Below are 20,244 nucleotides of genomic sequence, written 5' to 3'. Positions count from 1 at the left end.
CGTCGGATGGCGTTCAGCGCCAATTCCTCTATTCAGAACGCGCTGTCGTCGAAATGCTGTGGCGACGGGGAGGGAATAGAAGAATTCGCGCTGGGAATACATATGATCCCGTCCGGTGGATTTACAAATTAAATATTGATCATGTTTATATTGCCAATTCGTAAGACATTACTGGAATTTAATCTTTGCTCCCGATGCTTCCGGTCCTGTCGCCGCGCTGCGGAAATCTCGGCCGCGATTCCCCCTCGCATCGCATTCCTCTGACGGTTTCATCCCGAAAATAATGGACTTAACCTCCGCCGGCCGTGATCCGATCGCCGCATGCGCTCGTAATTTCACGGCAGATGACCTGCCACTCTTTGCTTGACGTTGCGTTTCCAGATCTCGTTGCAGAATTTAAAATGTTAGTGGACTCTAAATTATTTCTTCTTCAGAAAGTAACGGCCGCGATTCGAGGACAAGCGAGTCCGCGGGCGACGTGTAAGGGGCAATGAGGACGGCAGTGGAGCGGGGGCGGAAAGCCAGGCGCGGCGCGCATGTGAAGTTGAGCGATGTGGCGAAAAGGGTGGGAGTGAGCCCCATCACCATCTCGCGCGCGCTTCGCAATCCCGAAATCGTCTCGGAGGATCTGCGCGAGGTCATCCTGCGCACGGTGGAGGAGATGGGCTATATCCCCAATCTTGCCGCCCGGGCGCTGGCCGGCCGCCACAACGGTGTCGTCGGCGTCATCACGCCCGCTTTACACCACCACGGCTTCGCCGGCCTCATGATCGGCATAGAGGATCGCTTCCGCGCCAGCGAATTCACCGTGCAATATTCCAATACGCTCCACCATGTCGATGGGGAGGCGGGCCAGCTCAAATCCCTCCTGACGCAGAAGCCGGCCGGCGTCATCATCGCCGGGGCCGAATCCTACCGCGATCTCCTACCGCTGATCGAAAATGCTGCCTGTCCGATTGCCCATATCACCGATCTCAGCCAGGAGCCGCAGACGCTGGTCGTCGGCCTCGATCATCATGCGGCCGGCGCCGAACCTACCCGCTTCCTGCTGTCGAGGGGTTATAGCAGGATAGGCTTCATGGGCCGGGGCACGGACATTCGCTCGCGCCGCCGGAAGGAAGGTTATGAGGCCGCGATGCGGGAAGCCGGCCGTTTCGATCCCGATCTCGTCATTGGCGAAAATGAGGGAAACAGCTCCGGCCTTGGCAGGGAGTTGTTTGCCCGCCTGCTGCAGCGCGTGCCCGATGTCGATGCCGTCTTCGCCCAAAGCGACGATCTGGCCCTCGGCGTTCTCATCGAATGCGCCGTGCGCGGCATCCGCGTGCCGGAGGATGTCGGCATCTGCGGCTTCAACGATCTGGAATTTTCGGCCTTCACCCAGCCGACGCTGACGACGGTGCACATACCGCGCTACGATATCGGCTACCGCGTCGCCGACATGCTGCTGCGCGCCATCCGCGACGAGCCGCCTGGCGAGGACAAGGTCGATTGCGGCTTCTCGATCATCCCGCGTGGCTCGACGCGCTAATCCGTCTCCGGAATCTGCGGCCGATCTGTCGGCGTATGCCGGAGCTAGGCACAGTCCGGATTATTCTCTATATCGACTGAATGAGGATCACTGTGCTGAAAAATGGATAGTGCGGGACTGTCTCTCGACAGAATGCGCACCTTTGTTCGCGTCGCCGAACGTGGCAACCTGTCGATGGTCGCAAGAGAACTGGGTGTCGGTCAATCCACCGTGACGCGGCACCTCAATGAACTTGAGGAGGCTGTCGGTGTGCCTCTTCTCAGCCGAACCACGCGTCGTGTCACCCTTACGGACGAAGGTAGCCGCTATTATGCGAACTGCCTTCAGATATTACGGCTGGTCGAACAGGCTGCTGAAGAAGCGAGAGATGCCCGTCAGGCCCCCGCCGGGGCTGTTCGGCTTTCTTGTACTGCAGCGCTCGGCGTGATGCACATCACGCGCATCATCTTCGACTTCCAGGACAAGCATCCGGACATCAGGGTCGACCTCAACCTAACGGATGAGCGTATCGACTTGGTTCGCGAAGGCATTGACGTGGCACTTCGTCTCGGGCCTCTCGCCGATAGTTCGATGAAGCTTCATGCGCTCGGAGAGAGCCATCGGCTGCTGGTGGGCGCTCCGGCTTATTTGTCCGTCCAGGGACGGCCGGAGCGCCCGGCCGATCTGTCACGATACGAAACCGTGGTGATGTCGAATGTGGCGGGGAGCGATCAGATCCTGCTTTCCTCTCCCAATGGCACAAATCATGCGATCCCGGTCAGCGGGAAATTGCGCGTCGACCACGGGCTTGCGGCGCGTGAAGCCTTTGCCGCTGGACGCGGCATTGGCCCTACACACCTCTGGCTGGTCCACGATCTCCTGGATAACGGTCAGCTCGAGGTCGTGCTTGGGGACTATCGTCCTTCGCCGGTGCCCGTGAGCTTGCTCATTGTTCCCGAGCGCGCAGCCATTGCCCGCGTTCGGCTTCTCGTCGATTTTCTTGTCGCCGAGGTTTCCAAATTACCGGGAATTCGGCCGTCGTAATTTATAGACCGAAAGATCGCTTGTCGCCGCGCCACCCCGTCGTCCGCAGATATTGCTCCCAGTTGAGCATGTCGGGGTTCAAGCGACGGCTCCATTCGAGATCATGCTCCGTGCCGAAATAGCCATATTCGACGGCATACTCGACCATCCCCAGAAGCTCCCGAACGAGAAGTTCGTTGGCGGCAAACTCCGGAAAATATTGCAGCAGGCCATCCCTGGTGAAAGCGTTTCGATACTCGGCCTTGCGGCCGGTCACGCGCTGAAAGGTTTCGATCATCTCGCGCGGAGAAATGATATCGCCGACGATCGGCAGCGTCTTCCCGTGATAGCGCTCGGGGTTGGAGAAAATTTCGAGAACGGCCGGCCCGGTTGCCGTCAGCGGATCGACAAAAGGCGCCCGGAAATCTTCAGGAAGGTAGATCGGCAGGAGGAGAGTATCGCCCTCCATACGCGGTACATAATACTCGAGAAGATTCGTGTAAAAGAATGCCAGCATGATGGAGGAATGAGAGATGGGCAGGCCGCGAATGTAGTCTGCGACGCGCGCTTTGTCGGTGAAGTGCGGCGCATACTTCGTCCCGCCGGTGATCTTGTCGACATTCTCGAGGGTGCTGAAAACAATATGCCCGACGCCGGCCTCAACTGCGGCATCCGCCAGCTGTCGGCCGAGAGGAGCCTCAATTGTCTCCGGCGGGGCGATGGGCGGTGTCATCAGAAACGCGCCGTCCGCGCCTTTGAAGGCAGCAACGAGGTCCTTCTGAACGCCAAGTTCAAGAGGGACGGTGACGATTTCAGCGCCGCGTTTCTCCAGACTTAAAGCTTCAGGTGAATCCTTATTCCGGGTGAAAGCGCGCACACGGAAACGTTGGCTCTGCAGGAGTGTCGCGGCTACGCTGCGCCCCTGTTTGCTCGTTGCACCGACAATCGCGATAAGTGGCTTTTCTTTTGTAGACATAGAGCTTCAAACCCTTCCCTGTCATGGCCACCGACCAGGCAGCCAGGCGTTGTTCTGTGGGAGAGCCGTCAGCCCATGCCGATAGCCCACCTCACTGACGGGCACCCTATCTCAGCAAGTTCTATTGCGGCAGATGTGTTGAATGCATAACATAATGCCGTTTTATGGATAAATAGCTCCGGCCAGCCGGCAGAGTCTGGACTGACGACACCATGAGCAACTGATGCCAAGTTTGCTGGAATCCAGCGGCCGCTTTGGTCGGAAGACGCCCTCCATCGGCGGGACTTGCAGTCCAGGCAATACTGTCGAAAGATAGGCGAGGAATTTGCTGATGGCAGGCTGTTGATCAAACGGTGGAGAAGTTCAGTGAATACCACGAGACTTTTTCTTGGCCTTGTCGCTGTTCTCGGCGTCACACTTGCGGGAAACCCGGCCGATGCCGACGAACTGGTTCACTTCGAAAGCGCGCCCGTAAAACTAAGCCCGTTTCGAATACGCAAGGCTAGTGAACAGGGAGAAAATCTCCCCCAACCGCAAGGCACACCCTTGCTGGGATATTTGAGCCGGCCCCAGGGTAGTGGTCCGTTCCCGGCGATCGTCGTCATGCACGGCTGCGAAGGCATGCGTTTCAGCGTCAAAGACCTTTGGCCGAAACGGTTGGTCTCATGGGGTTACGTCGTGTTGGTTGTCGATAGCTTCACCACCCGCAACATCAACGATACGTGTCAAAGCTATCTCCCCGATCGCGTCTTCGACGCCTATGGAGCTTTGAATTTCTTATCGAAACAAAGCTTTGTCGATGCCCAGCGCGTCGCCTTGATGGGTTTTTCGGCGGGTGCCACCGCGACGCTGGAGGGAACAAAAATCGAAGGCAACGAACAGCTTATGGACCACAAGTTCAAGGCAGCGGTTGCCTATTATCCGGCCTGTGCAGGAAGTCAGGGCGATGCGACAGTGCCGATCCTGATTTTGACTGGCGAACGAGACAATTGGAGCCCGACTGGACCATGCAGGAAGAGGCTTGCCAATCTGAGTGACGATAGCCCGCCAATCGAGCTCAATATCTACAAGGGTACTTACCACGATTTTGACGCCCCGGAGTTCACGGCGGGACGGAGGGTGTTTGGTCATATAGAAAAATACAATCCGGACGCCGCAGAAAAGTCCATTCGCAGCGTTCACACATTCCTTCAAAAGTACCTTTCGAACTAGAGCAATTCCAGCAAAAGTGTATAACGGTTTTGCGTCAGAATTGCGTGAAAACAGAGAGATAGGGCATGTTGGTCAAAGTGTGCAGCGTTCGGGCAGGCGTTCTTTCCCTGAGCAATCAAGGTATCAACAGGATGCTGCCCGCCGAGCGTCCGGATTCCATCTCTTCGTGAGCCTTCGCAACGTCGGCCAAACGATATTCGGCACCGATCTGCGAAACGATCCCTGTTTCCATCACCCGGACTGCAGCGAGAGCGGCCTCGCGATACTGTCCGACGTCAGCGCACCAGGCCATGATGCTCGGATGGGAGAGCGCTTTGCCCGGGCGAAGTTCCTCGACAGGGACCGGTGGAATAGAACCGGCGGCCTGACCGATCGTAACAGCCATGCCGAATGGGCGGACAGAGCGTATGCTTTTGAGAAGTGTGTCGCCGCCGATCCCGTCATAGGCGACGTCGACGCCAGGTCCGTTCGTGAGGCGCTTCACTTCCGCGACGATATCGGCGCCTCGTCCGACAATGACGTGATCGGCTCCATAAGATGTGGCGAGTGCTGCTTTTTCAGAAGAGCCGACCGTCCCGATCACGGTGGCATCGAGCGATTTCGCCCAGCGAACGAGGATGCTCCCAAGCCCGCCCGCGGCCGCATGGATCAGCACCTGAGTTCCTGCATGCACATCATAGGTCTTTTTCAATAGCATGTAGGCGGTCATGCCTTTGAGGAGCGAACTCGCTGCGGTCTTTGCCGAAACGGCATCAGGAAGCTTGATCGCCCTTTCGGCGGCAATATTCCTCGTGGAGCGATAGGCCCCAACCGGAGGCCCCGCATAGGCAACGCGGTCACCTTTTTGAAACATGGAGACGCCAGGACCGACGTCCTCGACGATGCCCGCCGCCTCAGCGCCGATCACGGATGGGTAGGAAGGCATCGGATAGATGCCTTTTCGATGATAGACGTCGAGAAAGTTGGTGCCGATGGCCTCATGACGAATTCCTATCTCGCCATCACCTGGAGGATCACAACGGTGATGCTCAACATGGAACTGGGCGATGTCGCCGGGGGCGTTCAGCCATATGATTTGGTCGGTCATCTCTTGTACTCCTTCATGAGTACAAATTAAGCCATGGCCTGATGTGTGAAAATTCCCTATCGTCTCACAATGATTGGGAGAGAATTCACAGAAATCGATTGGGACGACCTTCGACATTTCCTGGCGCTTGCCCAGTCAGGAACGTTGCTTGGTGCAGCAAAGCTGCTCGGTGTCGAACACGCCACGATCAGTCGGCGCGTTTCGTCGCTTGAAGCCAGTCTGGGACGCAAACTCGTAGACCGCCGCGGACGGCGCATCATATTAACGCCGGATGGAGAGCAGGTTGCCAGGCACGCAGCTCTTGTTGCGGTGCAGACTGCGGCCATCGAGCAGCTTGCTCGCAGCAGCGCCACGGAAGTGCGCGGCCATGTGAGAATCAGCGCGCCTCCCGCTCTCTCAAGCGTGCTCCTGGCAAAGCTAATCGCGGCCGTCAGGCGAGACCATCCGGGTGTTCAGATCACGCTTGTCGGAGAAAAGCGCCTCGCATCCTTGAACAGACGAGAGGCGGATATCGCCGTGCGCATGTCGCGTCCGGAAGACGGCGATTACTCCATCGTCAAGCTCGGTGAGACAAGCTTCCATCTCTACGCATCAAAGACCTACCTCGACACCGTTCCACCGTCGGACTGGACCTTCATCGGTTACGACGAAACCATGAACGCCTCACCGCAACAGTTGCGGTTGAGCGAATTGGCCGCCGGCCGGCCGATCGCCGTGAGGTCGTCCGTGCTGGAGTTTCAGGCCGCAACCGCAAGCCTTGGCGCAGGTGTCGTCATGCTCCCCGACTTCATCGTCCCGGAGTCCAGCGGTCTCCAGCGCATTGAAAACGAACAGGTTTTGACAAGAGAGGTCTGGCTGGTGGTCCATTCGGATATCAAAGACGTCCCCTCCGTCCGGGTCGTCGTCGATGCGCTGAGAACCGCTCTAGGGAAGTAGGGCGTTCAGTTGGGCGGGTCGCAAGCCCAGGAGCACGCGTAGGGCTCGGCGTGAAGCAACGACCAATTTGGGGGCCGCAAGCTGACGGCCTGCTTCGAGATACGGACGAGTTAGGGAACAGACCGTCAGGCACCCTGCGTGCATCATCTTGAAAGTTAGCTATTGCTGTCGTTGGTCTCCGGCACGACGGATATTTCGGAATAGCGGCAACGGACAGTGCCGCACCGGCCGCCGGAATAGGACTCAGCCATCACGCTCCCTCACCGCCCATGAGGTGGTATCGTGATCGGGGTGCTGGTTGTTGCTCTCCTTGATCGCCGCGGCCCAGTCGGCGCCGTTGTTTTCGGTCGCACCGGTATTTTCTATGGCCGTGACCGTATCGAACCATGACACCATGTTCTCGGTGCAGGTATTGGCAAGCGGCGAGAAGGCGTGCGGATCGTCAAGCGAACCGATCATCAGGTTGGTGCGACCGTTTTCGAGGTGGTGGAAGAACAACGGCGTGCCGCAATTGGCGCAGAAGCCGCGCTCGACAAGCTCCGAGCTCTTCCACACGTTCGGCTTGCCGCGTGTCCAGCTGAGCGCATCATCGGGGGCGGCGACGAGCGCGGCAAAGATATTGCCCGAGGCTTTCTGGCACATGCGGCAATGGCAGAGATGCGAATTGTCAAGCATAGCGGTTGCGTGGTAGCGCACGGCACCGCACTGGCAGCCGCCGCTCACCTCCATTTCGATGCGTTTCATTTTTTCTCCTCCTTCAAGAAGGCGGGTTTGGGCTGAATCACTTCTAGGTTTTCGTCTTTTGATCGTCCAGCCTCCCGGAGCAGATCCAATTCTGGTGTTAGTGGGCGTGGTTTGCCAGCCAAAAGCTCCGGCAAACACGTCGGTCAATCAACGGCCAGCGAAACGCCGTCTCGCGGCATCGGTTACGGGCGTATAGAGGGCGACGCGTGTCCCCTCGGGGTCGGAAAACTGCACTGTGCGATTGCCCCATGGCAAATCCTTGGGTGCGTGCACGACCGTGACCCGATCCTTAAGCCGTGCGAATTCCGCATCGACATCCGACACCATGAACTCGAGAATGGCCGTCCTGTTGGCCCCCGGCTCAGAACTGCCCTCGCTGAACAAGGCCACGGTTTCCGCGCTGCCTATTGCGAGGCTCGCGCCGGTGGTGACGATCTCGGCGAAGACGGGCGCAAGCCAGTCGGCGCGGCAGCCCGTCACAAGCTCATAAAAGGCCACCATGCTGTTGATGTCAGAGGCGATGAGGCGAGTGGAAGCGAACTTCATAATCTTTTCCTTGGACGTGCGACCATCTCTTTCCTTGCTTTTGTGACATAGCCGTGCTGACAGCGTTGTGGCAGCAGGAGTCATCAGGCATGCGAAAGGCAGATCGACTTTTTCAGATCATCCAGATTCTTCGACGATCGAGCCGCCCGGTGACCTCGGCTGAGCTTGCAGATGAACTTGAGGTCGCGCGGCGAACCGTCTACCGCGACATCGCACACCTGATTGCTCAGCGTGTTCCAATCGAAGGTGAAGCTGGGTTTGGCTACGTCCTCGATCCGCGATACGACATGCCGCCGCTCATGCTGACGCCTGACGAGATAGAGGCCGTGGTGCTCGGTGTTCAATTGGTGGCAAAGTTGAATGACGCGGCCATCCGGAATGCCGCCAGCGATGTGATGGCCAAGATCACATCGGTCATGCCGCAGGACCTTCTTCCCTATATTGCCCAACCCGCCGTCGGCATCAAACCGGCTGATGTCAGCGGCGATGTGACACGCGACACGCGTCCGCTCAGGTTGGCGATCAGGGAAGGCCGCAAGCTTGAGCTCGACTATCGCGCGGAGGATGGGGCGGTCACCCGCCGCATCGTCTGGCCCGTGCTTCTCGGCTATGCCGACACGCACAGCCTCTTGATCGCGTGGTGCCAATCGAAACAAGCCTTCCGGCATTTCCGCACCGAACGCATCCTCAAAGTCGAGATTCTCGATGAATCCATAGGCATGTCCCGGAGCAAGCTGAGGCAGCAATGGCAGCAGTGGCGCGATGCCGAAATGCGGAAATCCAGTGGGATGCAGTGAGCGCTTCGCGCGCCATTTGGCGATAGCCAAGGGCGGAGTGCAGTCGCCAGCGAGCAAGCTGTAAACAGCGAATCGATGAGCATCCCGAACGATGCTCATCCCACTGAGCACCACCCGGGCGGTGGGTCGTCGATCGAGTTTTTCGTTGTTAATGTACGACTTGGGAAGCTACCGACATCAATTCCTGTGAATTCGGTGCCTTGAATGTCTGGAGCCCAGCCTCCAGAACTTCGGTGAAGCTCCAGCGTACGATGCCCTCGCGGTCGATTAGGAACTGACCGACAAGCTGCCCATGGTCGGCAGTCATCATCTGCTGGTCGGCTTCCGTAATTTCATATCCTTCCTTCTCGTTGAGAAATTCGTCCATTGCCATCACGCCCATAGGCTCGGGCAACTCGCCCGGAAGATCGATCTGTATCGCCATGACCGTGTCGATCCCGACCTCGCGTAAGCCGAAGGCTTGGTGCGAAGCCCGTACCGGGTCGGAAGCAGCAAGAAGATCGGGTATCGGATGGTAACGGAAATAGAGCCGCGCGCGCTCGACCGGGGTGTTTACCACCGCTAGGGATTGGACGCCTTTCTCACGTAGCATCGGGTTGAGATATGCCATGGCGGCGACATGGCGCCGGCAGAACGGACAATGCAGGCCTCGAAACAAACCGATCAACAATGGGCTGCGGCCACGAAAGTCATCAAGTGCGATCTTCCCCTCGCTCGAGATCGCGTCAAACACAACGTTCGGGACCCGGTCGCCCGGTTGTAGCGGATGGTCGACATAGCGCGTGGACATGGACAACCTCCTCGCTCGGGGATCAGTCGAGAAAAGGCGCCACGTTAAGTGCTTCGAGGTCCGATTGAGCGTTGTCAGGCCTGACCCCTCGCGTCTTACCGCACCGCCAGGATCCGATCTTAGAATGGTCTCACATTCGCCCGCAGGCAAGCGGCAAACAGCGAATCGTGAATTGAAAAAGCCCGTTTTCGGCAAACTCTGGCTTTTCTAGCCGCCGTAGAGGTCGATCCAGAAAATTGAGCTGGTTCGGCAGGAAAACCGCCAGCCCTTCAGCTAGCGAATTCAGCCTGGGTGAGGGGCCAGCCTCGCTGGCCCCTAATCTCTCATCAAATATCGCTTGCAGCGCTCGACCAGAGGTCGGCCGCTTCGGCGGCCGTCATGCGCCGTACCTCGGCCTCGTGGCTGCGGCTGGCGAAGAGTTCGCTTGCCATGATCTGCTCGGCAAGGTCTGCCGGCAGCGAGAGGATGACGCGGGCTTCGCCATTGTACAGGCCGCCGAGTTCCGTGCGCTTGCCGGTCACCATGCCGCCGGCGACCGTGTTGTTGGTCTCCGGATCGATCAGGATGAAAGAGCCGGAAAGCCGGTTCTGCTCATAGGGGTCGAAGATCGCCGCTTCGTCGAAGACGAGCCGGACTTTGCCGATGGCGTTCATGTAAAGCCGCTGGGCGGCGTTCCAGCTGCCGGTTTTCAGCTCGAGCTGGCTGAGCGGCTGCACCTGGACTCGCTGGCGGCGGCTGCCGCTCTTCAGCCAGTAGCGTTTGCCGGGCTCGATACCCTCAGGCTGTAGCGCGACGATCTGCGCGTCGAAGGCAAGGCCGACCTGCGGCTGGGCGTCGATCGAGACGATCATGTCGCCGCGCGCCACATCCACCTGGCGGTCGAGCACCAGCGTGATCGCGTCGCCAGCCACGGCGGCGTTGCGAACGAGATCGAAGGTGACGATCTTGGAGACGTTGGCGACCATGCCCGACGGCAGGATCATGACGCTGTCGCCTGGTTTGACCGAGCCGCCGGCAACCGTGCCCTGGTAGCCGCGGAAGCTTTCACCCGGACGCGAGACGCGCTGTACCGAAAGACGAAAGCCGACCGTCTGCGACGAGCGCACGGTGGCAAGCTCCAGCGTTTCCACCAGTGTCGGGCCGGTGTACCAGGGCATCGCGCCCTGGCCGGAATAGACGACGTTTTCGCCCTTCAGCGCCGACATCGGAATGGCGGTGATCTGCTTGACGCCGAGCGACAGGGCAAATTCCCGGAATTCATGGCTGATCTTGTCGAAGCCGGCGCGATCATAGCCCGTCAGGTCGATCTTGTTGACGGCGAGCACGAACTGCTTGATCCCGAGCAGCGAGGCGATCGTCGCGTGACGGCGCGTCTGCTCGAGAATGCCGAAGCGTGCATCGACGAGCAGGATGGCGAGATCGGCGGTCGAGGCGCCGGTCGCCATGTTGCGGGTATATTGCTCGTGGCCGGGCGTGTCGGCGACGATGAAGGAGCGCTTGTCGGTCGAGAAATAGCGATAGGCGACATCGATGGTGATGCCCTGTTCGCGCTCGGCCTGCAGGCCGTCGAGCAAGAGCGCGAAGTCGGGCAGGCCGAGATCGTTCTGCTTGCCAGTGGAATCACGCTGCAGGGTGGCCGCCTGGTCTTCCTTGACCGCCTTGGTGTCCCAGAGCAGGCGGCCGATCAAGGTCGACTTGCCGTCATCGACGCTGCCGCAGGTAATCAGGCGCAGTGGGCGCGAGTCGCGCAGAGCTTTCTGCGGCTCGGCGGCGGGCAGGGTGACGACGGTGGCGGCCGAGACGGCGGTTTGGGCTGCGGTCATCTCAGAAATATCCTTCACGCTTCTTCTTTTCCATGGAGCCGGACTGGTCGCGATCGATGGCGCGGCCCTGGCGTTCGGACACCGTTGCAATTTCGAGTTCGGCAATCACCTCTTCGAGGGTGGTGGCCTGTGAGCGGATGGCGCCGGTCAGCGGGAAGTCGCCGAGGGTGCGGAAGCGGATCATGCCTTCCTGGCGAACTTCGCCGGGCAGCAGTTCCAGGCGCGGATCCTCGGCCAGGATCATCATGCCGTCACGCTCCACGAACGGCCGCTTCTTGGCGTAGTAGAGCGGCACCAGCGGAATGTCTTCGGCCTGGATGTAGCGCCAGATGTCGACTTCGGTCCAGTTCGACAGCGGGAAGGCGCGTACGCTCTCGCCCCTGCGGATCATGCCGTTATAGATGTTCCAGAGTTCCGGCCGCTGATTGCGCGGATCCCAGCGATGGTCGGGCGTGCGGAAGGAATAGATGCGCTCCTTGGCACGGCTGGCTTCCTCGTCGCGCCGAGCACCGCCGAAAGCCGCATCGAACTGGCCGGCATCGAGCGCCTGGCGCAGGCCTTCGGTCTTCATGATGTCGGTGAAGGCAGCCGAACCATGCGTAAACGGCGTGATGTTTTCGGCCGCACCGCGCGGATTGATGTGCTCGATCAGATCGAGATCGTATTTCTTCGCGGTCTCGTCGCGGAAGGCGATCATCTCCCTGAATTTCCAGCCGGTGTTCACATGCAGCAGCGGGAAGGGCACGCGGCCGGGATAGAAGGCCTTGCGCGCCAGATGCAGCAGCACCGAGGAATCCTTGCCGATCGAATAGAGCATGACCGGACGCTCGAATTCGGCCGCAACCTCGCGGAAGATGTGGATGGATTCGTTTTCCAGCGCTTTCAGATGCGGGTCGAGCGGCGCCTTGGTGCTCTGCGGATTGCTGAGTTCCGTATCCGGACGGCTATCGGGCATGTTTTACTCCAGGCTATCGGTCGTTTGCGGCTCACCGCAAAACAATTCCTTGATATTGGCTTTCCCTGAGAATGTTGCCTTTCTCTGGGAATGTGGACTTTCCCAAGGCGGCGGCGATCGCCGCGCCCGATTGGGAAAGCCGTGGGGTGATTTACTGTGCGGCGATCGCTGCTGCCTCTTCGGCGACATGTAGGCCGCATTCCCGCGTCTCGTCCTGCTCCCACCACCAGCGGCCGGCGCGTTCGGGCTCACCCGGCTTGATGGCGCGTGTACAGGGCTCGCAGCCGATCGAGGGATAGCCGCGGGCGTGCAGCGGGTTCACCGGTATGCTTTTCTCTGCGACGAAAGCCTTGATCCTGTCGATGTCCCAATCGGCGAGCGGATTGACCTTCAGCAGGTGCCGTTCGGCGTCGTATTCGGCGAAAGGCGTTTCGGCGCGGTTGGCCGATTGCCCACGGCGCAGGCCGGTAATCCAGATCGAGGCACCTTCGAGCGCGCGTGCAAGCGGCTTCAGCTTGCGCACGCCGCAACAGGCATGCCGGGCCTCGACGCTCTCGTAGAAACCGTTGAGGCCGTACTTTGCCGCATAGGCATCGATATCGGCCTGCTCGGGCTCGTAGCGATGGATACGGATGTCGTACTGGCTCTCGGTCTCGTCTATCAGCGAAAGCGTTTCGGGAAACAGCCGGCCGGTCTGCAGCGTCGCGACATCGATCGGCAGGCGGTGCGTGCCGATTTCGGCGGTGATGACCTGGTCTTCGATGCCGAGCGAAGTGGTGAACACCACGCGGCCGCCGAGGCCCGAGACCAGCGACAGACGTCCGGCGAGGTCGAGGCCTGCCAGCTTGTCGTTCAGCGCCTCGGCTTCTGCAATAGGATTGGTAACAGTCATGAGAATCCTGTCCGTTGTTAGCGGGAGTATCGCAGTTCGATCCTGGATCGGACAGAAAAAGGGATTTCGAAAGCTGCGGCCGGAGGAGCAAATATCTCTCCGAAGCTGCCGCAATGCAGAAAAGCAGCCGCCCGCGGGCAAAAATCCACGTCGGCAGTCTGAATGTCTATAAAAATAGTAGAGTTACACGCAGCCTGTCAATCGGAAATCTGAATTGATGCCGAAAAGAGTGCAGAACGGGCTGTTTTGGAATAGATTATCGAGGGTTGGCCAAGAGCAAAAAACAAGGCCAAAACGCTTGTCTCTCAAGGCTTTCTCCGGCGCGTTCAAATTCCGTTCATGCTGGCTGTGCAATAGAGACGAAAGTACTGCTGAAGTGGTGCGAAGAATCGCGCCGCTCGTGTGTGTCGATGGTCTGAGATGATTACGCAAAAGGCGAAATATGCGCTGCGGGCGCTGACGGTTCTGGCTGATGCCGATGCCGACGAACCGGTGATGATTTCCGATATCGCAGCGCAGCAGAAGATTCCGAAGAAGTTTCTCGAACAGATCCTGCTCGACCTGAAACATCACGGCATCGTCGTCAGCCGTCGCGGCAAGCAGGGCGGTTATCTTCTTCTCAAGCCCGCCCACGCCATCACCTTCGGCGAGATCCTGCGTATCATCGACGGTCCGATCGCTCCGCTTCCGTGTCTCTCGATCACGGCCTACCGGAAGTGCGACGATTGCGACGGCGAGCAGAGCTGCCAGATCCGGCACGTCTTCGCTAAGGTGGCCGACGCAACCCGCAAGGTGCTGTTTTCGACGACCATCGCCGATGCCGCGCAGCCGGCGCGCGGCGCCGAGGTCACCCGGCTGCTGGCTTGATCCGTTTTCCTGTAGGCCCGTGCGCGTGGGGTGCCGCCACCGAGCCCAGCATCCGATAGGCAACGCGTGTCGGCCGCGGGCGCAGCGGATCGAAGGCGGCCATGGCATCTGCGCCTTCTGCTTCCGTCATCGCTCAGTCTCTCTCCGGTTCAGCCTCACCATAGCCATCTCCTTTGCCTTGCCCGTTCGAGAAGGCTGGACGAGATGAGACGGCCGTTTGTGACACGCTGTCCAGTTTTTTGATGCGCCATATTGAAGACGCGCGTGAAGGGGAGTTGAATCTAACGCTGCGATGCATCATATTGCATCGCAATTGCAACGCATGAGGTAGGCCATGAAAACGGCATCGCTCCCGTCCCTTCGCGTGGATCCCGAATTGCGCGCCGCCGCCGAAAGCGTTCTGAAAGAAGGCGAGAGCTTGTCGTCGCTGATGGAGGACTCTCTCCGTCGCCAGATCGACTATAGGAAGACGCAGGCGGAGTTCATCGCACGGGGTCTGGCCGGCTTGGCGGAAGCGGAGCGGACAGGTGTCTATTATGCGACGGACGATATTCAGGAGTTGATGCGCAAAAAGCTTGAAAAGGCGAAAGCCCGCAAGGCAGTGCAACAGAAATGACATTCGAACTGAGGTACACCCAGACCTTCTATGAAGATCTGGACCGGCTCTCAGACTTTCTGATCGAACGCGATCCTGAGTTGGCGGAACGTGCCATCAACGCCATTCAGAAGGCGCTGATGATACTCGAGGATTTCCCGCTCATGGCCAGGCGCGCGTCCGCGGATGATCCCTTGCTGCGTGAGCTCGTCGTCCCCTTCGGATCGGCTGGATATGTCATTCTTTTCAAAGTGATGAACGAATCGACCGTCATCGTCCTCGCCATCCGTCACCAGCGCGAAGTCGATTACCACTGACTACCGGTCGCTCACCGCCCAGCGCGGATTGCTCCACGGTTCCTGGTTCGAGCGCGCCAGCGGCTGCTTGCCGAGAATATGGTCGGCTGCCTTCTCGCCGGTCATGATCGACGGACCGTTCAGATTGCCGTAGGTGACGTGCGGGAAGATCGAGCTGTCGGCGACCCTTAGCCCCTCGACGCCGATGACCCGCGTCTGCGGATCGACCACGGCCATCGGATCGTCCTTGGCACCCATCTTGCAGGTGCCGCAGGGGTGATAGGCGCTTTCCAGATGTTCGCGCAGGAAGGCGTCGATTTCATCGTCGCTTTGCACGCCTTCGCCCGGTTGGATCTCCGGCCCGCGATAGTGGTCGAAGGCGCTCTGTCCGAAGATCTCGCGGGTCAGCCGCACGCAGTGGCGGAATTTCTCCCAGTCTTCGGGATGGCTCATATAGTTGAAGCGCAGCACCGGATCGGCTTTCGGCTCGGCCGAGCGCAGCGTCACGTTGCCGCGCGATTTCGATAGATTGTAGCCGACATGAACCTGGAAACCATGGCTTTTGGCCGCTGCCTTGCCGTCATAGCTGATCGCCACCGGCAGGAAATGATACTGGATGTCGGGTTGCTTCAGCCCGGGTGCGGAGCGCAGGAAGGCACAGGCTTCAAACTGATTTGAAGCGCCGAGCCCGCCCTTGGAAAGCAGCCACTGCGCACCCGCCACCCCCTGCCAGAACCAGGGCAGCCAGGAATAGAGCGACACCGGCTTGGTGCTCACCTGCTGGAAGTAGAATTCCATGTGATCCTGCAGATTGGCGCCGACCCCCGGCCGGTCGACCTTCACCTCGATGCCCATCTCCTTGAGATGCCCGCCCGGGCCGATGCCGGAGAGCATCAGCAGCTTCGGCGAATTGAAGGAGGAGGCCGAGACGATCACCTCGCGGTTCGCCATCACCACCTCGATCCGGCCGTTGCGTTCGATCTCGACACCGGTTGCCCGTCCGTCCTCGATCACCACCTTGCGCGCCAAGCCGTAGACGATCTTGACATTCGCCCGCTTCAGCGCCGGTTTCAGATAGGCGTTGGCGGCAGACCAGCGGCGGCCGCCGAAGATGGTCTGCTCCATCAGGCCGAAGCCTTCCTGCTTGCTGCCGTTATAATCTTCCGTCGTTTCGAAGCCCGCCTGTTTGCCGGCCTCGATGAAGGCGCGAAACAGCGGATTGGTGAAGCCGCCGCGCTGGACGTGCAGAGGCCCGTCCGTGCCGCGCCAGCCGTCCTCGCCGCCATGCGAATGTTCCATCCGCTTGAAATAGGGAAGCACGTCCGCATAGGCCCAGCCGCCGGCCCCGAGTTCTTCCCAGCGGTTGAAGTCTTCTGCGTGGCCGCGCACATAGACCATGCCGTTGATCGAGGAGGAGCCGCCGATCACCTTGCCACGCGGCGCGGTGATGCGCCGGTTGTTGAGGTTCGCCTCCGGCTCGGAAAGATAGCCCCAGTTATAACGCTTCATGCTCATCGGCCAGGCAAGGGCCGCCGGCATCTGGATGAACGGTCCGAAATCGCTGCCGCCCGCCTCGATGACGATAACGGTGTTCTTGCCGTCCTCCGACAAGCGGTAGGCGAGGGCGGAACCCGCCGAGCCCGAACCGATGATGATGAAATCTGCTTGTTGCATGACGTTCCCTTAGATTCTTTTGCAACTGAGAAACCCCCGCCCCAAACCCCTCCCCACAAGGGGGAGGGGCTTAACCTGCCGCTCCGCTTTGCCACGCTATCAATACAACGGCGGGCGAGGTTGAAATGCGACGGTGCCACAGCTTGGCCCCTCCCCCTTGTGGGGAGGGGTTGGAGCGGGGTCTTTGATCAATAAGGCGCCGCCACCGGCCCCATGCCCACGTAAACCGTCTTCAGCTCCGAATAATGCTCCAGCGCCGCCAGCGAGTTTTCCCGTCCGAAGCCGGATTGTTTCGAGCCGCCGAAGGGAATTTCCACCGGGCAGAGATTGTAGGTGTTGATCCAGAGCGTGCCCGCCTCCAGTCGGTCGACGACGCGGTGGGCGCGGGTGAGGTCGGCGGTGAAGACGCCGCCGGAAAGGCCGAATTCGCTGGCATTGGCGCGCGCGACCACCTCGTCCTCAGATTCGAAATCGAGCACCGACATGACAGGGCCGAAGATCTCTTCGCGGGCGATGGTCATGTCGTCAGTGACATCGGCAAAGACCGTCGGCTGAACATAATAACCTTCCCCGGAGACGTTGTTCGGAATGCCGCCGCCGGCAATCAGCGTCGCGCCCTCGGCCTTGCCCTTCTCGATGTAGGAGATCACCTTTTCCCGCTGCGCCCAGGAAACCATCGGGCCGATCTGCGTCGTCTCATCCATCGGATCGCCGATCAGCATCGCCTCGGTGCGGGCCTTCAGCCGCTTGAGGAATTCCGCCTTGATCGTCTTCTGCACGAAGACGCGCGTGCCGTTCGAGCAGACCTGGCCCGTCGAATAGAAATTGCCGAGCATCGCCCCACCGACCGCAGAATCGAGGTCGGCGTCGTCGAAGACGATGAGCGGCGACTTGCCGCCGAGTTCCATCGTCACGTGCTTCAGATTCCCAGCTGCAGCGGCTGCGACCCTGCGCCCCGTCGGCACCGATCCGGTCAACGACACCTTGGCGACGTCGGGATGGTTGACAAGCAGCGGTCCGGTGTCGCGGTCACCCTGGATCACATTGAAGAGCCCCTTCGGCAGCCCCGCCTCGTGCAGGATTTCGGCGATCTTCAGTGCGCCGAGCGGCGTGTTTTCGGACGGCTTGAAAACCATGGCATTGCCGCAGACAAGCGCTGGCGCGGCCTTCCAGCAGGTGATCTGCTGCGGATAGTTCCAGGCGCCGATGCCGACGCAGACGCCAAGAGCCACGCGCTTGGTATAGGCGAAATCCTGACCGAGCGGGATATGCGAACCGTTGAGCCCGGCCGGTGCAATGCCGCCGAAGAATTCGAAGGCATCGGCGCCCGAGGTCGGGTCGGCGACGATTGTCTCCTGGATCGGCTTGCCGGTATCGAGCGTTTCGAGCTCGGAGAGCGCGCGGTTTCTCTCGCGCATGATGTCGGCCGCGCGTTTCAGGATGCGTCCGCGCGCCATGGGGCTCATCGCCGCCCATTCCGGCTGCGCGCGCTTGGCGGCTGCGATCGCGCGTTCGACGATCGCGGGCGTTGCCGCATGTAGCCGGGCGATCACCTCGCCGGTCGCAGGATAGATGCTCTCGATGACGGTGCCATCGGTATCCTCGACATATTCGCCGTCGATGAAGTGCGAGGCTTTCGGCTGGGCTTTCATGTCATTTGTCCCTTGGGTGGTTCGATGTGGTTGTCCCTTCTCCCCTCGGGAAGAAGGTGGCCCGCAGGGCCGGATGAGGGGGCGGCAGTCTCGGCCTTGCCCCACCCATCTGTCCTTCGGACATCTTCTCCCCGTTGGGGAGAAGGGGGGGCGGTGGCCAAGAGCGCATTCAGGTAATCCTCGGTAAGCGCGATCGAGGCTTCGATGCCGATCGGCGCCGATTTCAAACTTTGCCGGATGTAGAGCCCGTCGATCATCGCCGCAGCGCCTTCGGCAATGCGTTCTGCGGCGTCGGTAGGCAGAAGCGCCTTGAGATCGGCAAGCAGATTGGAATGCAGCCGTCGCGCATAGACCACGAGGAAGCGCCTGGTCTCCTCCGAACGCTGTGCTTCGGCATAAAAGGCGAGCCAGGCGGCGATCGTTTCCGGTGCGAACTGATCGGCGTGGAAGCTGACCCGGATGACGGCCGAAAGCCGTTCGCGTGGCGTCTTCGCCGCCCTGAGCGCTGCCACCGCATCGCTGCGCAGCTGCCGGAGAAGCGAGCGAATGGTCTCGATCAGCAATTGCTCCTTGCTTCCAAAATAATGATGCGCAAGGGCCGGCGACACGCCGGCTTGCCGAGCGATGTCGGACATGGTGACGGCAAGCGAGCCGTGATCGCCGATCACCCGCAGCGCTGCATCGACAAGCGCCTTGCGGCGCATCGGCTCCATTCCGACCTTCGGCAAACGAAAACTCCCTGAAAACCAGATCAGATTATTTTTGATTGACTGACCAATCAACAAAAATCTTTGCCGATTTGATTTGGCGCAGATCTTTTCCTGAAGAACTGGCGCGACATATGCGAAGTTGATCAGGAGGTGTGTTATGACCAGTCTCTTCGATGGAATGCCCGAATCCTCGCTACGGTCGAAATGGGTATGGTTCGTCGGCCTCGGCGTGCTGCTTCTCATCTGCGGCCTCATCGCTCTCGGCAACCTGTTGATAGCGACCGTCGCTTCGGTCTTTTATGTCGGCATGCTCATGCTGGCAGGCGGCGTCATCTATCTCATCCATGCCTTCCAAGTGCGCGGCTGGGATCACGTGCTCTTTTGGGCTTTGAGCGGCGTGCTCTATTTGCTTGCCGGTATCTGCGCCTTCATCAATCCCATCTTCACCTCGGCGGCCTTGACCCTGTTTCTGGCCGTTGCGCTGCTCGTGGCCGGCATCTTCCGTCTCTGGGTCGGCATGCGCATGCGGCCACTCAAGGGCTGGGGCTGGATCACCGCAAGCGGTTTCATCACTGCGCTTGCCGGTTTCGTCATCGCGCTCGGCTGGCCGGTGAACAGTCTCTGGATCCTCGGCCTTTTCCTGGCGGCCGATCTCATCGTCCAGGGCTGGACAATGATCGGCTTCGGCTTCGGCATCCGCAGTTGAACCTGTGGAAATCGGCGTTCAGGCCGTTCTTTTTTGACAAGGGGATGACAGGGGATTAGACTTTAGGGATTACGGCCCGGTCCGAACACGCGGACCGTGCGATGTGCGAATGCACCAAGGCACCGGCTGATATCGCCGAGAATGCTGAAAATGGTCATGCGTCCCCCAAAGGCAGGGTTCTGTCTGATCAGAAAGGGAGGAAGTTCATGCCGATGGTCACCGTTTCCATCTCTCCGCAGCAAGCAGCGGGCATCCGCGCCGCCGTCGATAATGGCGGCTATGCCTCGAGCAGCGAGGTTGTCCGCGAGGCGCTGCGTCTCTGGGATACCGCTCGGAAGCTCAACGAATTCCGGGACGATGTTCTCGGCGACGAGGGCGCTCCATCCGGTGGCAGATGCGTCGCCGACATGTTCGCCGATCACGAGGCGGAGCGCCGTCGCTCCGCCTGAGCAAGCA

At 59.9% G+C, this 20,244-nt stretch carries 21 protein-coding genes and 1 pseudogene; 10 read left to right on the top strand and 12 right to left on the bottom strand.

Translation table 11 applies throughout. From position 1 onward, the window contains the following. The first annotated feature begins 490 nt into the window (after positions 1–490). Positions 491–1,528 carry a LacI family DNA-binding transcriptional regulator gene (locus tag EFB14_RS14740; RefSeq protein WP_125844085.1) on the top strand — a complete coding sequence of 346 codons (1,038 nt, stop codon included), beginning with the start codon at positions 491–493 and terminating at the stop codon, positions 1,526–1,528. A 102-nt stretch (positions 1,529–1,630) separates the two neighbouring features. Next, the gene (locus tag EFB14_RS14735; RefSeq protein ID WP_125844087.1) at positions 1,631–2,551 is read left to right on the top strand and encodes a LysR family transcriptional regulator; all 921 of its coding nucleotides are present in this window, start codon (positions 1,631–1,633) and stop codon (positions 2,549–2,551) included. A 1-nt stretch (position 2,552) separates the two neighbouring features. Here the strand turns inward: EFB14_RS14735 and EFB14_RS14730 are convergent, their stop codons facing one another. Then, a complete protein-coding gene (locus tag EFB14_RS14730) occupies positions 2,553–3,506 on the bottom strand; it encodes an NmrA/HSCARG family protein (protein WP_126826365.1) in 954 nt (317 codons plus the stop codon). 366 nt (positions 3,507–3,872) lie between these two features. Between EFB14_RS14730 and EFB14_RS14725 the strand changes: the two genes are divergently transcribed. Next, entirely contained in the window at positions 3,873–4,718 is an 846-nt protein-coding gene (locus EFB14_RS14725) for a dienelactone hydrolase family protein (RefSeq protein ID WP_126826362.1), read from the top strand. A gap of 115 nt (positions 4,719–4,833) precedes the next feature. On the opposite strand, the gene EFB14_RS14720 is transcribed toward EFB14_RS14725, so the two are convergent. Next, positions 4,834–5,805 carry a quinone oxidoreductase family protein gene (locus EFB14_RS14720; protein WP_126826655.1) on the bottom strand — a complete coding sequence of 324 codons (972 nt, stop codon included), beginning with the start codon at positions 5,803–5,805 and terminating at the stop codon, positions 4,834–4,836. 69 nt (positions 5,806–5,874) lie between these two features. Between EFB14_RS14720 and EFB14_RS14715 the strand changes: the two genes are divergently transcribed. Then, positions 5,875–6,741 carry a LysR family transcriptional regulator gene (locus EFB14_RS14715; protein WP_126826359.1) on the top strand — a complete coding sequence of 289 codons (867 nt, stop codon included), beginning with the start codon at positions 5,875–5,877 and terminating at the stop codon, positions 6,739–6,741. Positions 6,742–6,984: 243 nt separating this feature from the next. Here EFB14_RS14715 and EFB14_RS14710 read toward each other — a convergent pair whose 3' ends face one another. Both EFB14_RS14710 and EFB14_RS14705 read right to left on the bottom strand, forming a co-directional pair. Then, entirely contained in the window at positions 6,985–7,485 is a 501-nt protein-coding gene (locus EFB14_RS14710; protein ID WP_125846374.1) for a GFA family protein, read from the bottom strand. A gap of 147 nt (positions 7,486–7,632) precedes the next feature. Next, the gene (locus EFB14_RS14705) at positions 7,633–8,031 is read right to left on the bottom strand and encodes a VOC family protein (RefSeq protein ID WP_126826356.1); all 399 of its coding nucleotides are present in this window, start codon (positions 8,029–8,031) and stop codon (positions 7,633–7,635) included. A gap of 89 nt (positions 8,032–8,120) precedes the next feature. Between EFB14_RS14705 and EFB14_RS14700 the strand changes: the two genes are divergently transcribed. Further along, positions 8,121–8,828, top strand: coding sequence for a helix-turn-helix transcriptional regulator (locus tag EFB14_RS14700; protein ID WP_126826651.1), 708 nt, complete (start codon positions 8,121–8,123; stop codon positions 8,826–8,828). Positions 8,829–8,976: 148 nt separating this feature from the next. Here the strand turns inward: EFB14_RS14700 and EFB14_RS14695 are convergent, their stop codons facing one another. The 4 genes from EFB14_RS14695 to EFB14_RS14680 form a co-directional block, all read right to left on the bottom strand. Further along, a complete protein-coding gene (locus tag EFB14_RS14695) occupies positions 8,977–9,618 on the bottom strand; it encodes a peroxiredoxin-like family protein (RefSeq protein ID WP_126826353.1) in 642 nt (213 codons plus the stop codon). A 326-nt stretch (positions 9,619–9,944) separates the two neighbouring features. Then, the gene (gene cysN / locus EFB14_RS14690; protein WP_125846370.1) at positions 9,945–11,441 is read right to left on the bottom strand and encodes a sulfate adenylyltransferase subunit CysN; all 1,497 of its coding nucleotides are present in this window, start codon (positions 11,439–11,441) and stop codon (positions 9,945–9,947) included. 1 nt (position 11,442) lies between these two features. Further along, on the bottom strand, positions 11,443–12,396 hold the full coding sequence (gene cysD, locus EFB14_RS14685) for a sulfate adenylyltransferase subunit CysD (RefSeq protein ID WP_125846369.1): 954 nt from the start codon (positions 12,394–12,396) through the stop codon (positions 11,443–11,445). A gap of 151 nt (positions 12,397–12,547) precedes the next feature. Further along, positions 12,548–13,288, bottom strand: coding sequence for a phosphoadenylyl-sulfate reductase (locus tag EFB14_RS14680; RefSeq protein ID WP_126826350.1), 741 nt, complete (start codon positions 13,286–13,288; stop codon positions 12,548–12,550). A 420-nt stretch (positions 13,289–13,708) separates the two neighbouring features. Here EFB14_RS14680 and EFB14_RS14675 point away from each other — a divergent pair, with 420 nt between their 5' ends. Further along, complete coding sequence (locus EFB14_RS14675; protein WP_125846367.1) at positions 13,709–14,155, top strand: RrF2 family transcriptional regulator; 447 nt, start codon at positions 13,709–13,711, stop codon at positions 14,153–14,155. Between the two features lie 34 nt (positions 14,156–14,189). On the opposite strand, the pseudogene EFB14_RS33430 reads toward EFB14_RS14675, so the two are convergent. Then, positions 14,190–14,285, bottom strand: a pseudogene (locus tag EFB14_RS33430) (RNA polymerase sigma factor SigJ); the annotation flags it as partial. 204 nt (positions 14,286–14,489) lie between these two features. On the opposite strand from EFB14_RS33430, the gene EFB14_RS14665 reads away from it, so the two are divergent. Both EFB14_RS14665 and EFB14_RS14660 read left to right on the top strand, forming a co-directional pair. Further along, positions 14,490–14,771 (top strand): YlcI/YnfO family protein, encoded by a 282-nt coding sequence (locus EFB14_RS14665; protein ID WP_125846366.1) that lies wholly within the window; start codon positions 14,490–14,492, stop codon positions 14,769–14,771. Further along, positions 14,768–15,067, top strand: a complete 300-nt coding sequence (locus tag EFB14_RS14660; RefSeq protein ID WP_125846365.1) for a type II toxin-antitoxin system RelE/ParE family toxin — start codon at positions 14,768–14,770, stop codon at positions 15,065–15,067. Before EFB14_RS14665 ends, EFB14_RS14660 begins: the two co-directional genes overlap by 4 nt. Here the strand turns inward: EFB14_RS14660 and betA are convergent, their stop codons facing one another. The 3 genes from betA to betI form a co-directional block, all read right to left on the bottom strand. Next, complete coding sequence (gene betA / locus EFB14_RS14655; protein ID WP_125846364.1) at positions 15,068–16,720, bottom strand: choline dehydrogenase; 1,653 nt, start codon at positions 16,718–16,720, stop codon at positions 15,068–15,070. It abuts the gene before it with no gap. Positions 16,721–16,908: 188 nt separating this feature from the next. Further along, positions 16,909–18,372 (bottom strand): betaine-aldehyde dehydrogenase, encoded by a 1,464-nt coding sequence (gene betB, locus EFB14_RS14650; RefSeq protein ID WP_125846363.1) that lies wholly within the window; start codon positions 18,370–18,372, stop codon positions 16,909–16,911. Continuing rightward, on the bottom strand, positions 18,369–19,100 hold the full coding sequence (gene betI / locus EFB14_RS14645) for a transcriptional regulator BetI (protein WP_125846362.1): 732 nt from the start codon (positions 19,098–19,100) through the stop codon (positions 18,369–18,371). The genes betB and betI overlap by 4 nt, the downstream gene beginning before the upstream one ends. Positions 19,101–19,239: 139 nt before the next feature. Here betI and EFB14_RS14640 point away from each other — a divergent pair, with 139 nt between their 5' ends. Together EFB14_RS14640 and EFB14_RS14630 are read left to right on the top strand one after the other, a co-directional pair. Further along, complete coding sequence (locus tag EFB14_RS14640; protein WP_125846361.1) at positions 19,240–19,788, top strand: HdeD family acid-resistance protein; 549 nt, start codon at positions 19,240–19,242, stop codon at positions 19,786–19,788. A 206-nt stretch (positions 19,789–19,994) separates the two neighbouring features. Then, entirely contained in the window at positions 19,995–20,237 is a 243-nt protein-coding gene (locus tag EFB14_RS14630) for a ribbon-helix-helix domain-containing protein (RefSeq protein ID WP_126826347.1), read from the top strand. Positions 20,238–20,244 lie beyond the last annotated feature (7 nt).

This window comes from Rhizobium fabae (assembly GCF_003985135.1).
GTDB classification, from domain to species: domain Bacteria; phylum Pseudomonadota; class Alphaproteobacteria; order Rhizobiales; family Rhizobiaceae; genus Rhizobium; species Rhizobium pisi.
This window is presented reverse-complemented; position numbering and strand designations above follow the sequence as displayed.